At 55.4% G+C, this 13,455-nt stretch carries 26 protein-coding genes; 1 reads left to right on the forward strand and 25 read right to left on the reverse strand.

The window, feature by feature from the left end; genetic code table 11:
- Window positions 1-263: 263 nt before the first annotated feature.
- The 25 genes from B7364_RS12065 to B7364_RS12185 all read right to left on the reverse strand — a co-directional run bounded on the left by B7364_RS12065 (window position 264) and on the right by B7364_RS12185 (window position 12,999).
- On the reverse strand, window positions 264-827 hold the full coding sequence (locus B7364_RS12065; protein WP_085340331.1) for an adenylate kinase: 564 nt from the start codon (window positions 825-827) through the stop codon (window positions 264-266).
- 43 nt (window positions 828-870) lie between these two features.
- A complete protein-coding gene (gene secY / locus B7364_RS12070) occupies window positions 871-2,238 on the reverse strand; it encodes a preprotein translocase subunit SecY (protein WP_085340289.1) in 1,368 nt (455 codons plus the stop codon).
- A 113-nt stretch (window positions 2,239-2,351) separates the two neighbouring features.
- Window positions 2,352-2,837, reverse strand: coding sequence for a 50S ribosomal protein L15 (gene rplO, locus B7364_RS12075; RefSeq protein WP_085340290.1), 486 nt, complete (start codon window positions 2,835-2,837; stop codon window positions 2,352-2,354).
- 18 nt (window positions 2,838-2,855) lie between these two features.
- On the reverse strand, window positions 2,856-3,041 hold the full coding sequence (gene rpmD, locus B7364_RS12080) for a 50S ribosomal protein L30 (RefSeq protein ID WP_085340291.1): 186 nt from the start codon (window positions 3,039-3,041) through the stop codon (window positions 2,856-2,858).
- A 2-nt stretch (window positions 3,042-3,043) separates the two neighbouring features.
- Window positions 3,044-3,610 (reverse strand): 30S ribosomal protein S5, encoded by a 567-nt coding sequence (gene rpsE / locus B7364_RS12085; RefSeq protein WP_085340292.1) that lies wholly within the window; start codon window positions 3,608-3,610, stop codon window positions 3,044-3,046.
- Window positions 3,611-3,622: 12 nt separating this feature from the next.
- Entirely contained in the window at window positions 3,623-3,979 is a 357-nt protein-coding gene (rplR, locus tag B7364_RS12090; RefSeq protein ID WP_085340293.1) for a 50S ribosomal protein L18, read from the reverse strand.
- Window positions 3,979-4,509: a 50S ribosomal protein L6 gene (gene rplF / locus B7364_RS12095; protein ID WP_085340294.1), complete on the reverse strand. Its 531-nt coding sequence runs from the start codon at window positions 4,507-4,509 to the stop codon at window positions 3,979-3,981. The genes rplR and rplF overlap by 1 nt, the downstream gene beginning before the upstream one ends.
- A gap of 11 nt (window positions 4,510-4,520) precedes the next feature.
- Window positions 4,521-4,916 (reverse strand): 30S ribosomal protein S8, encoded by a 396-nt coding sequence (rpsH, locus tag B7364_RS12100; protein ID WP_085340295.1) that lies wholly within the window; start codon window positions 4,914-4,916, stop codon window positions 4,521-4,523.
- Between the two features lie 12 nt (window positions 4,917-4,928).
- Window positions 4,929-5,234 carry a 30S ribosomal protein S14 gene (rpsN, locus tag B7364_RS12105; protein WP_085340296.1) on the reverse strand — a complete coding sequence of 102 codons (306 nt, stop codon included), beginning with the start codon at window positions 5,232-5,234 and terminating at the stop codon, window positions 4,929-4,931.
- Between the two features lie 4 nt (window positions 5,235-5,238).
- Window positions 5,239-5,799 carry a 50S ribosomal protein L5 gene (rplE, locus tag B7364_RS12110; protein WP_085340297.1) on the reverse strand — a complete coding sequence of 187 codons (561 nt, stop codon included), beginning with the start codon at window positions 5,797-5,799 and terminating at the stop codon, window positions 5,239-5,241.
- Complete coding sequence (gene rplX / locus B7364_RS12115; protein ID WP_085340298.1) at window positions 5,792-6,112, reverse strand: 50S ribosomal protein L24; 321 nt, start codon at window positions 6,110-6,112, stop codon at window positions 5,792-5,794. Before rplX ends, rplE begins: the two co-directional genes overlap by 8 nt.
- A 1-nt stretch (window position 6,113) precedes the next feature.
- On the reverse strand, window positions 6,114-6,482 hold the full coding sequence (gene rplN / locus B7364_RS12120) for a 50S ribosomal protein L14 (RefSeq protein WP_085340299.1): 369 nt from the start codon (window positions 6,480-6,482) through the stop codon (window positions 6,114-6,116).
- Window positions 6,483-6,518: 36 nt separating this feature from the next.
- Window positions 6,519-6,758 (reverse strand): 30S ribosomal protein S17, encoded by a 240-nt coding sequence (rpsQ, locus tag B7364_RS12125; RefSeq protein ID WP_085340300.1) that lies wholly within the window; start codon window positions 6,756-6,758, stop codon window positions 6,519-6,521.
- A 10-nt stretch (window positions 6,759-6,768) separates the two neighbouring features.
- Window positions 6,769-6,969: a 50S ribosomal protein L29 gene (gene rpmC, locus B7364_RS12130; protein WP_085340301.1), complete on the reverse strand. Its 201-nt coding sequence runs from the start codon at window positions 6,967-6,969 to the stop codon at window positions 6,769-6,771.
- Window positions 6,970-6,982: 13 nt separating this feature from the next.
- On the reverse strand, window positions 6,983-7,405 hold the full coding sequence (rplP, locus tag B7364_RS12135) for a 50S ribosomal protein L16 (RefSeq protein WP_085340302.1): 423 nt from the start codon (window positions 7,403-7,405) through the stop codon (window positions 6,983-6,985).
- A 15-nt stretch (window positions 7,406-7,420) separates the two neighbouring features.
- Complete coding sequence (gene rpsC / locus B7364_RS12140; protein WP_085340303.1) at window positions 7,421-8,212, reverse strand: 30S ribosomal protein S3; 792 nt, start codon at window positions 8,210-8,212, stop codon at window positions 7,421-7,423.
- Complete coding sequence (rplV, locus tag B7364_RS12145; protein WP_085340304.1) at window positions 8,212-8,592, reverse strand: 50S ribosomal protein L22; 381 nt, start codon at window positions 8,590-8,592, stop codon at window positions 8,212-8,214. The genes rpsC and rplV overlap by 1 nt, the downstream gene beginning before the upstream one ends.
- 4 nt (window positions 8,593-8,596) lie before the next feature.
- A complete protein-coding gene (gene rpsS / locus B7364_RS12150) occupies window positions 8,597-8,875 on the reverse strand; it encodes a 30S ribosomal protein S19 (RefSeq protein WP_085340305.1) in 279 nt (92 codons plus the stop codon).
- A 4-nt stretch (window positions 8,876-8,879) separates the two neighbouring features.
- Window positions 8,880-9,713 (reverse strand): 50S ribosomal protein L2, encoded by an 834-nt coding sequence (gene rplB, locus B7364_RS12155; RefSeq protein ID WP_085340306.1) that lies wholly within the window; start codon window positions 9,711-9,713, stop codon window positions 8,880-8,882.
- 3 nt (window positions 9,714-9,716) lie between these two features.
- Entirely contained in the window at window positions 9,717-10,013 is a 297-nt protein-coding gene (locus B7364_RS12160; RefSeq protein ID WP_085340307.1) for a 50S ribosomal protein L23, read from the reverse strand.
- On the reverse strand, window positions 10,013-10,651 hold the full coding sequence (gene rplD, locus B7364_RS12165; RefSeq protein ID WP_085340308.1) for a 50S ribosomal protein L4: 639 nt from the start codon (window positions 10,649-10,651) through the stop codon (window positions 10,013-10,015). The genes B7364_RS12160 and rplD overlap by 1 nt, the downstream gene beginning before the upstream one ends.
- Window positions 10,651-11,397 carry a 50S ribosomal protein L3 gene (rplC, locus tag B7364_RS12170; protein ID WP_085340309.1) on the reverse strand — a complete coding sequence of 249 codons (747 nt, stop codon included), beginning with the start codon at window positions 11,395-11,397 and terminating at the stop codon, window positions 10,651-10,653. Before rplC ends, rplD begins: the two co-directional genes overlap by 1 nt.
- A gap of 11 nt (window positions 11,398-11,408) precedes the next feature.
- Window positions 11,409-11,717, reverse strand: coding sequence for a 30S ribosomal protein S10 (rpsJ, locus tag B7364_RS12175; protein ID WP_085340332.1), 309 nt, complete (start codon window positions 11,715-11,717; stop codon window positions 11,409-11,411).
- Window positions 11,718-12,077: 360 nt separating this feature from the next.
- Entirely contained in the window at window positions 12,078-12,497 is a 420-nt protein-coding gene (locus B7364_RS12180; protein WP_085340310.1) for a hypothetical protein, read from the reverse strand.
- Window positions 12,490-12,999: a hypothetical protein gene (locus B7364_RS12185; RefSeq protein ID WP_085340311.1), complete on the reverse strand. Its 510-nt coding sequence runs from the start codon at window positions 12,997-12,999 to the stop codon at window positions 12,490-12,492. Before B7364_RS12185 ends, B7364_RS12180 begins: the two co-directional genes overlap by 8 nt.
- 162 nt (window positions 13,000-13,161) lie before the next feature.
- Here B7364_RS12185 and B7364_RS12190 point away from each other — a divergent pair, with 162 nt between their 5' ends.
- The gene (locus B7364_RS12190; RefSeq protein ID WP_232780898.1) at window positions 13,162-13,380 is read left to right on the forward strand and encodes a type II toxin-antitoxin system PemK/MazF family toxin; all 219 of its coding nucleotides are present in this window, start codon (window positions 13,162-13,164) and stop codon (window positions 13,378-13,380) included.
- Window positions 13,381-13,455: the final 75 nt, after the last annotated feature.

Here is a 13,455-nt window from a genome sequence, read left to right on the forward strand (position 1 = left end):
CTGTTGTTTTAAGGCTTGTTTTTTAAGGAACAAACCATGAGATGCGCAAAACAACGCATAACCAACCATCCGGCAGTCCGGTCGGTTGGCATGCGTCCTTTAACGGAAGAGCGCTTGTTAATGCGATGCCACACGTAAGTCAACGCTTGGCGCTGAAATCCACTTTGACGATTTTGAAGTCCTTGGGGCTCTGGGGGGCTCTAGCCGTCTGCTGAACCCGCCAACCAAAGTGGGTTTGTCGTGGAAGCGGCGGAAAAAGGTGCTTAGCCTGCCAAGGCCTTATCAATTGCGACAGCTACTGCATCCATGCTGGCCATGCCGTCGACTTCCCGCAGCAAGCCCCGGTCGCCATAAAAAGGCAGGAGTGGTGCGGTTTGACTATTATAGGCTGCCAAACGCTTTACAAAAGTCTCTGGATTATCGTCCGACCGGCCCTGGTCTTCAAAGCGCTTGGTGATGCGGGCCAGAAGCTCCTGATCGTCAACCACCAAGCGGATAACCAAATCAATCCGTTGACCGCGTGACGCCAAAAGGCCATCCAAAGCGATCGCTTGGGCCGTGGTACGGGGGAAACCGTCATAGATAAAGCCTGCGACGCCGGGATTGCGGGTGATTTGGTCGTCGATCAGTTCAATGACAATTTCATCTGAAACGAGCGAGCCTGAATCCATCACGGCCGCCACACGCTGGCCAAGGTCGGAACCCGACGCACGGGCGGCGCGCAGCATGTCCCCGGTTGAAAGCTGGACAAAGCCCCGCCCCTCAACCAAGCGCTTGGCTTGCGTGCCCTTGCCTGCCCCGGGGGGGCCGAACATGATCAAATTCATCATCCTAGTTTCCCCCTTCAGAGCCGCGCTTGGACTTTAGGACTTAGCGTCCCCGCCCTTTTAGCTTCGACTTCTTGATCATGCCCTCATACTGGTGCGCCAGCATATGAGACTGGATTTGCGCCACCGTATCAATTGTTACCGAGACGACAATGAGCAAAGATGTCCCACCCAGATAAAATTGCATACCCAAATTGGCGCTGATCGCCTCGGGGACAAGACACACAATAACCAGGTAAATTGCCCCGATCATCGTCAAGCGGCTCATCACCATATCCAAATAGTCCGCCGTCTTCGCGCCTGGACGAATGCCGGGCAAGAAGCCGCCTTGCTTACGCAAATTGTCGGCAGTCTCTTCGGTATTAAACACAACCGACGTATAGAAGAAGCTGAAGAACATGATCAGCACGCCGAATAAGGCAATGAATAAAGGCTGACCATGCGACAAAAGGCCCGCTGTTGTGCGAATTCCCTCTTGCATGACCACCTGCCAATCGGGGGCATTCTCCGGCAACTGACCGCTGGCCAAGAAGCCCGCCATAGTCGCCGGCAACAGAAGCAGGGACGATGCAAAGATCGGCGGAATAACGCCTGCGGTGTTAATCTTGAGCGGCAGGAAGGATTGCTCCCCCATCGTCATTTTATTGCCCACTTGGCGCTTTGGATATTGAACCACAATGCGGCGCTGCGAGCGCTCGACAAACACGATCAGGATGATTGCCAAGGTCAAGATCAAGACAAGCGCAACAATGGCCACGCCAGAGATCGAGCCTTCTTGCGCCAAGGTTAAGGCGCGGAAGATAGACTTGGGTACTTCGGCCACAATACCCGCAAAAATGATCAAGGAAACGCCATTACCGATACCACGAGCGGTAATCTGCTCACCAATCCACATCAAAAGCATTGTACCGCCGGTCAAGGTGATGACGGTGGACGCAATAAACATGGGGCCCGGATCAATCACAACGCCGGGCGAGCTGGCCAAACCGTTAGCAATAGTCAAGGACTGGGCGACAGCCAAAACAACCGTCAAATAGCGCGTATATTGATTGAGCTGAGCCCGCCCCGATTCACCTTCCTTCTTCAATTGCTCTAACCGCCCAGGGAAGGACGAAAGCAATTGGATGATAATGGAAGCCGAAATATAAGGCATCACGTTGAGGGCAAAGACCGCCAAACGTTCCACCGCACCACCGGAGAACATGTTAGCCATGCCCAAAATGCCCTGCTGCGCTTGCGAAAAGGCGCGGGCAAAGGCTTCAATATCAATACCCGGGATCGGGATGAAGGTCCCGAGGCGGTAACAGATCAAAGCGATCACGGTGAAAATGATCCGCGCGTGCAGATCCTTGGCCTTCGCAAAGGATGCGAAGTTCAAATTACGGGCAAGTTGCTCGGCTGCTGAAGCCATGGAACGTGGTGCCTTCCAAAATTGAAAAGCGCGCCGAAGCGGATATCCGCCTGGCGCGCCAAAAAGAGGTGCGCACCCCCCATATCGGGGATTGCGCATCAGACCTCAAGGGCTCAGGCTGCTTGCTTCTCAGCTTTGGCCTTGCCGGTTAGGGTGATTTTGCCACCAGCGGCTTCAATTGCTGCGATTGCAGCCTCCGAAGCGCCAGTCACGATGAGTTCAACTTTACCGCCGATCTCACCCTTGTTCAGGATCCGGACGCCATCGCGAACGCGACGAACCAAACCAGAGGCAACCAAAGCGGCCTCGTCGATTGGCTTGCCAGCATCCAAACGGCCAGCAGCGATGGCCTTGGCCAGAAGGCCTAAGTTCACCCAAGCATGGTCCTTGGTGCAGCGGGCGTTGAAGCCACGCTTTGGCACGCGCATGTGGATTGGCATTTGACCGCCTTCGAAGCCATTGATCGAAACGCCGCGACGCGACTTTTGACCTTTGACACCGCGACCGGAAGTCTTGCCTTTACCCGAACCAACACCGCGACCAACCCGCATGCGGGCTTTGGTAGCGCCTTCGTTGTCGGACAATTCATTCAGTTTCATGGTGTTCCTAAAGCACGCTTACGCGCGCTCCTCCACGACTTGAACCAAATGCGAAACCTTGGCGATCATCCCGCGGATAGCAGGTGTATCTTCAAGTTCACGAACCCGATTCAATTTGTTCAGGCCAAGCCCGACCAGCGTTTCACGCTGGTCGTAGCGACGACGAATGGGCGAACCCGTTTGTTTAACAACAACAACAGCCACGATTAGCCCTCCGAGCCTTCGACGCCGCTGGCACCGTCTTTACGACGAACCAGAACGTCAGCGACCTTCAAGTTACGCTTGTTGGCGACCTGACGGGGCGAGATTTGCTCGCCCAAAGCGTCAAATGTTGCGCGCACCATGTTGTAAGGGTTGGACGAGCCCAAGGACTTGGAAACCACGTCCTTAATGCCCAACACTTCAAACACAGCCCGCATCGGACCACCCGCGATCAAGCCGGTCCCTGGAGGGGCCGAGCGGACGATCACTTTACCCGCACCCCAACGCCCAGCGGCATTGTGATGCAAGGTGCGGCCTTCGCGCAGCGGAATACGCTGCATGCGGCGCTTTGCTTCTTCGGTTGCCTTACGGATTGCTTCAGGGACTTCGCGGGCCTTGCCCTTGCCGAACCCTGCACGACCCTTTTCGTCACCGACGACGACCAGAGCGGCAAAACCAAAGTTCTTACCACCCTTCACAACCTTCGCGACGCGGTTAATCGCGACGAGACGATCTACGAATTCGCTATCACGCTCTTCGTTCTTTTGTTCACGTTCCGGCCTGCGAGCCATCAGATCTACTCCTTAGAACTCAAGGCCGGCTTCACGCGCGGCGTCGGCGAGCGCTTTAACGCGCCCATGATACAAATAACCACCACGGTCGAAAACCACTTGCTTCACGCCCTTTTCAATGGCGCGCTCTGCCAGCAATTTACCGACGGCAATTGCATCGTCCAGCTTTGGACCTTCAGACGCGCGCAAAGCTGCCTCCAAAGACGAAGCCGAAACCAGCGTAACCCCTTTGGAGTCGTCGATGATTTGTGCGGAAATATTTTTTGACGAGCGATGCACCGAAAGCCGCAAACGGCCGTTGGCCAAAGCCCGAAGACGGGAGCGCGTGCGAAGCGTGCGCTTGGTCTTTAATGCTAATGAAGATGGCATTATTTCTTCTTGCCTTCCTTGCGACGGACGGTTTCGCCAGCATAGCGGACGCCTTTGCCCTTATAGGGCTCGGGCGGACGATATTTGCGAATTTCCGAGCAAATTTGACCCAGCTCTTGCTTGTCTTTGCCGGTGATTTTGATTTCGGTTGGCTTAGGCACCGCAAACGTCACACCAGTTGGTGCTTTGTAGATGATTGGGTGCGAATAGCCGAGCGACAATTCAAGATCCTTGCCCGCCATCGCTGCACGATAGCCGACGCCGACCAGCTCGAGCGTACGCTCAAAGCCCTTGGTGACGCCTTCAACCATGTTTGCGATCATCGAGCGCGACATGCCCCACAAGGAGCGAGCCAGCTTCGAGTCATTCTTAGGGGAAACCACAATGACACCGCCCTCAATCGTGACCGAGACTTGCTCGTGCAGCTTGAAGGACAATTCGCCTTGTGGGCCTTTTGCCTTGATGATGTCGCCGTCAATCGTGACGGTAGCACCAGCCAAAGCGACAGGTTGTTTGCCGATACGTGACATTCTCGGCTCCCTTAGTAGACGTGCGCGAGGATCTCGCCGCCGACGTTGTTAGCCCGAGCAGCCGCGTCCGACATCACACCCTTAGGCGTGGAGAGGATCGCAATACCCAGACCGTTACGCACGAGCGGAAGGTCCTTCACAGAGGAATAAACACGACGGCCAGGCTTCGAAATGCGCTTGATCGTATCGATCACGGGCGCACCGTCGAAATATTTGAGCTGGATCTCCAACTCAATCTTGCCGTTCACTTCGATATCCCCATAGCCACGGATGTAACCTTCGCCGACGAGAACATCGAGGACGCGGGCACGCAGGGTGGACTTTGGAGTGGTGACAGTCGAACGGTTCCGCATTTGAGCATTGCGGATCCGAGTGAGCATGTCGCCGACGGGATCGTTCACTTGCATGACAACCCTCCCTTACCAGCTAGCTTTTGTCATGCCGGGGATCATGCCGGAGGACGCGAGGTCCCGCAACGCAATCCGCGACATGCGGAGCTTACGATAGAAAGCGCGGGGACGACCTGTCACCTCGCAGCGATTGCGAACGCGGTTTTCGGCCGAGTTACGCGGAAGCTCCGCCAGCTTCAAACGAGCCGCAAAGCGCTCTTCCAGTGGCAGATTTTCATCGGTCGCGATGGCCTTGAGGCGTGCGCGCTTAGCCGAGAATTTCTTCACCAGGGCCTTACGGTTGTCATTGCGGTTGATAGCACTTTTCTTCGCCATGATATCAGTTCCGGAATGGGAAGTTGAACTCAGAAAGAAGGGCTTTCGCTTCTTCATTCGTGCGAGCCGTCGTACAGACGATGATGTCCATGCCCCAGATCTGGTCGACCTGATCATAGTTGATTTCAGGGAACACGAGGTGCTCCTTGAGGCCCATGGCGTAATTCCCACGGCCGTCAAACGACTTGCCGTTGAGACCGCGGAAATCCTTCACGCGCGGCAGCGCGATCGTGATCAGACGGTCGAGGAATTCATACATGCGTTCTGCGCGCAAAGTTACCTTCGCGCCGACTGCCATGCCTTCACGCAGCTTGAAACCTGCGATCGACTTGCGGGCTTTGGTGGTGACTGGCTTTTGACCAGCAATCGCACTCAAAGCAGCCAAAGCCGACTGCATCTTCTTGCTGTCTGCAACGGATTCACCGACGCCCATGTTGATCACGATCTTATCGAGACGTGGAATCTGCATGGCGTTGGTATAGTTGAATTTCTCTTGCATAGCGGCGCGGATGCGCTCGTTATACTCGGTCTTCAAGCGGGCTTGATAAGTTTGGGTCTCAGACATCGCCGATCACCTCCCCAGAACGCTTGGCAAAACGGACTTTACGACCGTCGTCCAAGGTTTTGAAACCGACCCGGGTTGGCTTGCCATCCGTAGGGTCCATGTAAGCAACGTTGCTGATTTGAAGCGGAGCTTCAAACGCACGAATACCAGCTTCTTGGGCTTGGGTCTGCTTCTGGTGCTTTTTGACCATGTTCACGCCCTGGACCACCAAACGGTTTTCCTTCGGCAGAACTTTGACCACTTCACCCGTCTTGCCCTTGTCCTTACCGGTCAAGACAACGACCTTGTCACCTTTTTTAAGTTTCGCAGCCATCCTAGAGTACCTCCGGAGCCAACGAAATGATCTTCATATGGTTCTTTGCGCGGAGTTCGCGCGGAACCGGTCCAAAGATCCGGGTGCCAATAGGCTCATGCGAGTTATTCACGAGTACAGCCGCACTCCGGTCAAACCGGATGGTGGAGCCGTCTTTACGCTTGATGTCCTTTGCGACGCGAACGACAACGGCCTTACGGACGTCACCCTTCTTCACGCGGCCACGTGGAATTGCCTCTTTAATGGAGACAACAATCACGTCGCCGACGGACGCATAACGACGCTTCGACCCGCCAAGTACTTTAATGCACATGACGCGACGAGCACCGGAATTGTCCGCGACATCCAGATTTGTTTGCATCTGAATCATAATCGATCCTCTTCTATTAGCCCGTATCGGACAGCCCTAGCTGCCGACGCGACCAATCACTTCCCACCGCTTCAGTTTGGACTTAGGCGGGCATTCCTGGATCTGCACGACCTCACCCGTTTTGTACGCATTTGCGTCATCATGGGCATGGTAGCGCTTCGAGCGGCGCACCGTCTTTTTAAGGACTGGGTGGAGGAAGGTACGTTCTACCTTCACGACGATGGATTTATCGCCTTTGTCGCTCACCACGACGCCCTGCATCATACGCTTTGGCATCGATTACTCCTTAAACAGCCGTTGCTGTGGTCTTCTCGCGCATCATCGTCTTGACGAGCGCGATGTCCTTGCGGACCTGGTTGATGCGATGGGTCTTTTCAAGTTGACCTGTCGCACGTTGGAAACGCAAGTTGAATTGCTCTTTTTTCAGCTTGAGCAGCTCTTCTTGCAATTGGTCGGGCGTCAAAGCCCGCGCGTTAGCGGCTTTCATAGTGGACGCTCCCTTAAGCCAGACCGAAGTCGGCACGTGAAATGATCTTGCACGCGATAGGCAGTTTCGCAGCGCCGAGGCGCAATGCTTCTTCTGCAATCTCTTGTGCAACACCGTCGATTTCGAACATGATCCGACCGGGCTTTACCCGTGCGGCCCAAAATTCAGGTGAACCTTTGCCCTTACCCATCCGAACTTCGTTTGGCTTCTTGGACACTGGCACGTCTGGATAAATCCGAATCCAAACTTTGCCTTGACGCTTCATTTGACGCGTGATGGCGCGGCGGCAAGCTTCGATTTGACGCGCGGTGACGCGCTCAGGTGCCAAAGCCTTCAAACCATACATGCCAAACGACAGGGTTGCCCCGCCGGTTGCAGCACCATGGATGCGGCCTTTGAACTGCTTACGGAAGCGGGTACGTTTAGGTGACAACATGTTTCAGTTCCTCCCTTACGCGCCAGCTTGAGCCGCGTCGCCACGACCACGACCACGGCCGCGGTTGTCACGATCGTTGCGATCATTGCGTGGACGACGATCTTCACGATCATTGTCGCGGCGGGGACGTGCGTCACCCACTTCAGCAGCACGCTTGTCTTGAGCCAATGGGTCGCGCTCAAAAATTTCGCCTTTGAAGACCCAGCATTTGATGCCGATGATGCCATAAGCGGTGGTGGCTTCTGCAACGCCATAATCCACATCCGCCCGCAAGGTGTGCAAAGGCACGCGGCCTTCACGATACCATTCGGTCCGGGCGATTTCAGCACCGCCCAAACGACCCGCAACCGTGATGCGGATCCCGCCAGCGCCCATGCGCATGGAAGATTGCATCGCGCGCTTCATCGCACGGCGGAAAGCCACGCGACGCTCGAGCTGTTGAGCAACGCTTTCAGCAACCAAGGTTGCATCCAGCTCTGGCTTACGGATTTCGACCAAGTTCAAGAACACTTCCGCGTCCTTGACGATACCGGTAAGATCCTTACGAAGCTTTTGAATATCTTCGCCTTTTTTGCCGATAACAATACCTGGACGCGCCGTATAAACCGTCACGCGGCACTTCTTGTGTGGGCGCTCGATCACGATGCGCGACACACCAGCTTGCTTCAGCTTCTTTTTCAAGAAGGCGCGAACTGCGATGTCTTCATGCAGAAGCTTCGCATATTCGCCCGTGTTAGCATACCAGCGGCTGTCCCACGTCCGGTTAATGCCCAGACGCATGCTGATTGGATTGACCTTCTGACCCATCAGGCCGCTCCTTCCATCTCACGCACAACGATGGTGATGTGCGAGAAGGGCTTTTCAATACGAGCGCCGCGACCGCGAGCCCGGGTGTTCATACGCTTCATAACCAGACCTTTGCCGACATAGGCTTGGGCAACGACCAAAGCATCGATATCGAGGCCATGGTTGTTTTCGGCGTTTGCGATGGCCGATTGCAGGCACTTGCGAACGTCGATGGCAATGCGCTTTGGCGAAAACTGAAGTTCAGCCAAGGCCTTGTCCACTTTCAAGCCACGAATGCTTTGTGCCACCAAGTTCAGCTTTTGACCGCTGGTCCGCAGGTTGCGGGCTTGGGCCAAAGCTTCCTTGTCAGACAAGGCGCGAGGGGTTTTTGCTTTTGACATGCGCCTACCTCCGCTTCGACTTCTTGTCCGCCCCGTGACCGAAATAGGTACGGGTTGGAGCGAATTCGCCGAGCTTATGGCCAACCATTTCTTCCGAAACATTCACAGGCACAAACTTGTGACCATTGTGAACCTGGAAGGTCAGGCCAATGAACTGAGGCATGATGGTGGAGCGACGCGACCAGGTTTTGATCGCTTCACGACGGGGAGATTCCGCCGCCTTCTCCGCCTTGGCGAGGAGGTAACCGTCCACAAACGGACCTTTCCATACCGAACGAGGCATCGTCTTAAGCCTTCTTTTCGTGACGACGACGGATAATCAACCGGTCAGTCGTCGTGTTGCTGCGGGTTTTTGGACCGCGGGTTTTCTTACCCCAAGGGGTTACGGGGTGGCGACCGCCAGAGGTACGGCCTTCGCCGCCGCCATGTGGGTGGTCAACCGGGTTCATGGCGACACCACGAACCGAAGGACGAATGCCCAACCAACGCGAACGCCCGGCCTTACCCGAGTTTTCGTTCATATTGTCTGGGTTGGAAACTGCACCAATGGTGGCGATGCAGCTATCTGGAACCATGCGCAACTCGCCCGAGGACAAGCGGATCTGCGCATAACCAGTGTCGCGGCCAACCAATTGCACGTAGCAACCAGCCGAACGTGCGATCTGAGCGCCCTTCAAAGGCTTCATTTCGACGTTGTGAATGATCGTGCCCACGGGGATCGACTTCAATAACATCGCGTTGCCTGGCTTCACATCGACCTTTTCGCCGGCGACAATGGTGTCACCAACGGCAAGGCGCTGAGGGGCCACGATGTAGGACAGCTCACCATCTTCGTACTTGATCAGTGCGATGAAGGCGGTGCGGTTTGGATCATATTCCAAACGCTCAACCGTTGCTGGCATATCCCACTTACGACGCTTGAAGTCGATGATGCGATAGGTGCGCTTGTGACCACCGCCCGAACGGAACGAGGTTACGCGGCCGGTGTTGTTGCGACCACCCGTCTTGGTCAAGCCTTCGGTCAACGCTTTAACCGGCTTGCCCTTGTACAAGGACTTACGGTCAACGATCACCAGCTGGCGACGACCTTCAGAGGTCGGCTTGAATGTCTTGAGTGCCATTCCTTAGAGCCCCGTCGTCACATCAATCGTCTCGCCTTCGACCAGCGTGATGATTGCTTTCTTGAAGTCGTTCCGCTTGCCCATCACGCCCTTGAAGCGCTTGGTCTTGCCTTGAACGCGAATGGTATTGACGGCCTTCACCTTTACCTTAAAGAGCGCCTCAACAGCTTCTTTAATGGCGGGCTTGGTTGCCGTCAGCGGCACCTGGAAGATCACTTGGTTCACTTCGGAGAGCAAAGTGCCCTTTTCCGTGATCCAAGGGGCCAGGATGGTATCGTAGTGGCGTTCGGAAAGTGCCATTATGCAGCCTCCCCTTTGCTTGCAAAGCGTGCCGAGATGGCTTCAATCGCATCACGCGACAAAACCAGCTTGTGGCGACGCAGGACGTCGTAAACATTGAGGCCAGCAGCTGGCAGAACGTCTACATTCGGAACGTTACGGGCAGCAAGTTGGAAATTGGCGTCGACTTGAGCGCCGCCGATAACCAAAGCATTGGTCACGCCGAGCTTGCCGAAGTTTTCCAACAAGACTTTCGTCTTGGGTGCGTCGAGGGCTGCTTGATCGAGAATGATGAGCGAACCTTCAGCCGCCTTAGCCGAGAGAGCCATTTTCATACCCAAAGCGCGAACTTTTTTGTTCAAGCTATGTGCATGCGAACGTGGGTGTGGGCCATGCGCCACGCCACCGCCCCGGAAGATCGGCGCGTTACGGGAACCGTGACGAGCGCCGCCAGAACCCTTTTGCTTGCCGAACTTGGAGTGCGAGCGCGAAACTTCGCCACGGTTTTGCGTGTCATGCGTACCAGCGCGGCGCTTGGCCAACTGATAACGCACCACGCGGTGCAAGATGTCGGCACGGGGTGCCACACCAAAGATGGCGTCGTCCAGCTCTACCGAGCCAGCCTTGCTGCCATCTAATTTCAGGACGTCGAGTTTCATTATTCGGCTCCCTCTTGAGTTTCGACAGGAGCCGCGACTTCCGCGTCAGCTTGAACGATTTTCAGATCGCCGGGCTTACGGAAAGCGGCTGGCTTTGGCAGGCTCGCGGGAGCTGCAGACTTCACCGCGTCACGGATTTCAACCCAAGAGCCTTCAGCGCCTGGAACGGCACCACGGATCAGGATCAAGCCACGCTCAACATCGGTACGGACGATGACAAGGTTTTGGGTGGTGACGCGCTCAACACCATAGTGTCCGGCCATCTTCTTGCCCTTGAAAACCTTACCTGGGTCTTGGCGTTGACCGGTCGAGCCATGCGAACGGTGCGACAGAGACACACCGTGCGTGGCACGCAAACCACCGAAGTTCCAGCGCTTCATCGCACCAGAAAACCCGCGACCGATGGTGATGCCAGAGACATCAACCTTTTGGCCGGGCACAAAATGGTCAGCGGTCAATTCCATACCCACGTCGACCAAATTGTCGGCCGAGACGCGGAACTCACGCAGTTTCGCCTTAGGCTCAACGCTGGCCTTGGCATAATGGCCACGCATAGGCTGGGTAACGTTCTTGGCCTTGCGGGCACCTGCGCCCACTTGCAAGGCGGTATAGCCATCTTTGTCGTCGGTCTTTTGGGCCACCACTTGGCAGCCTTCGAGAGCCAGGACAGTGACCGGCACGTGTGCGCCATCGGCAGCAAACACGCGGGTCATGCCCATTTTCTTTGCGATCAATCCTGTACGCATAGCCGGCGCCCTTACAGACTAATTTGGACGTCAACACCGGCAGCGAGATCGAGCTTCATCAGCGCGTCCACCGTTTGTGGTGTTGGGTCTACGATGTCGAGCACGCGCTTATGCGTGCGGATTTCAAACTGCTCGCGCGACTTCTTATCGACGTGTGGCGAGCGGTTGACGGTGAAACGTTCAGTGCGCGTTGGCAAAGGCACAGGGCCCCGTACCATTGCGCCAGTGCGCTTTGCCGTGGAGACAATCTCCTTGGCGGACTGATCCAGCGCCCGGTGGTCGAAGGCTTTGAGCCTGATCCGGATGGTCTGTTGAGCCATATTTACCCTCGCGAAGCGGTCATCCAATCGATAGGACCGCATGTCAAACATCGAACGAAGCCCGCTACGACGCCATTTTGACCGGCGACGCATCAGGCTGCGCAAACTTAATTTTAGCTGGAAAAGCCGTCTGACGGGGTCGAAGAAGCAAAGACGCGTATGACCGCGCCATCAGAGGCGACATGCCCTTTTCGGCGGCATGAACCCTGCGCTTTTATCGTCCCGCGTCTGAAGAACACCAAGGTTCTCCACAGCCGGTCCAAGCAAGAGCGGCGTTACTAGTCTGGTGAGTCTGGTTTGTAAAGGCCTGCAGACAGGCTGGGTGCAGTGGGGGTTGGGGCGCAAACCGCCATCGCCAAGCTAGCTTGCCTTTAGCGTCTCAACTAATTGCTGGACACTTGACGGCTTGCCATACTTTGTCGCCAGCAGATCAGCGAGCTCAAGCAAGCGGGGACTTGAAATATTCTCAATCCCAAATGGGCTGATCGCAGCCAATGCGTTTTGGATTGGTTGACCGTCGACGCCACCAGAGGCCACCACATTCAGCTTGCTGTCGTAAACAACAATAGTCGGCTGCCGATCCCAATCCTTGGGTAAGCCTGCAAATGCATTGCCGGATGAACTTTGCTTTGCTTTGGCCCGAATACCCCCAATCTTGACGGTTTGATTCCCGACGGGCGCAATGAAAGCGGTCCCCCCATCCGTTGCAGCCCATGCAAGCGACCCACCACGGGTTTTATCGAGCAGGAGGGAATAGAGGGCAGATACATTCTCATCCATGATCATGTGCTCCCAATTCAAGCTCCCCGCGAATATCGGAGATAGTGTGACCTATAGATTGAATCAAGCGCTTTCGGGCATCTTGAACCTCGTCTTCATCGCCCACTTGGCTTTCGGCTAGATCGTCCAAAAAGATGGTCGCATTCCGGAGTCGTTTCTGAATATCTGGATAGTTTCCAGCAGCGGCATTCGCACAATTCGACAGTTCCCGTCTCAGCTCAATTTGCATCGGCTCAAACATCTCTTCCACCAAATTTCCCGGATTTCGCCACATCGTGTCGGATATCGAAAGAAGTTGCGTCAATTTGGTCAGAAGCTTGGCCTTTCGATCTTCTCGACGAACCGAATCCCGTGCTGCTTGTGCGGCAGTATCCGCACTTTGTGCTGCCTTCTTGGCAAGTTCGGCTTCTTTCAATGAACGGTAGGAAAACCAAATCCCAGCCATTGAGGCCATAAGACCTGCAACCCCGATTGCAGTATCAAAGGTAGGCGACCACGTCATACTTACTTTATATCGCGATTTGTCCCGAGGGCAACCAATTAGCGCGCATTCATGGCTCCGCCCCTCATTTATGTTGTCCAAAAACATAACACAGAGGATCGAGGCCGATGCACGAGAAAACCGTGACTGGCTGGATTTGCCATCGGTAGGCGGAGAGCTTCTGTGAACCGAGGCGACATCTATCTGGAGTCATTAAATCTAACTCAGGGGCAGGAGCAACGGTGCAGCTGGCCCGTCGTGATCATCTCCCTAACGGCCTTCAATCTTGCAACTAAACTGCCGATCGTTTTGCCCATCACCCATGCCGGGAACTTTGCGAGGCGATTGGGTTTTGCCGTTCCGATCCCTGGTGTTCAAACCACCGGGATTGTACGATTATAGAATGTGATCAGCCTCGCGTGTTGGACAGTGCCGCACGCGGAGGCCGCAAGGTCGAGTAGCTTCCCGCCGCTTTCC

The sequence above is a fragment of the Aquidulcibacter paucihalophilus genome, from assembly GCF_002105465.1.
Taxonomy (GTDB): domain Bacteria; phylum Pseudomonadota; class Alphaproteobacteria; order Caulobacterales; family Aquidulcibacteraceae; genus Aquidulcibacter; species Aquidulcibacter paucihalophilus.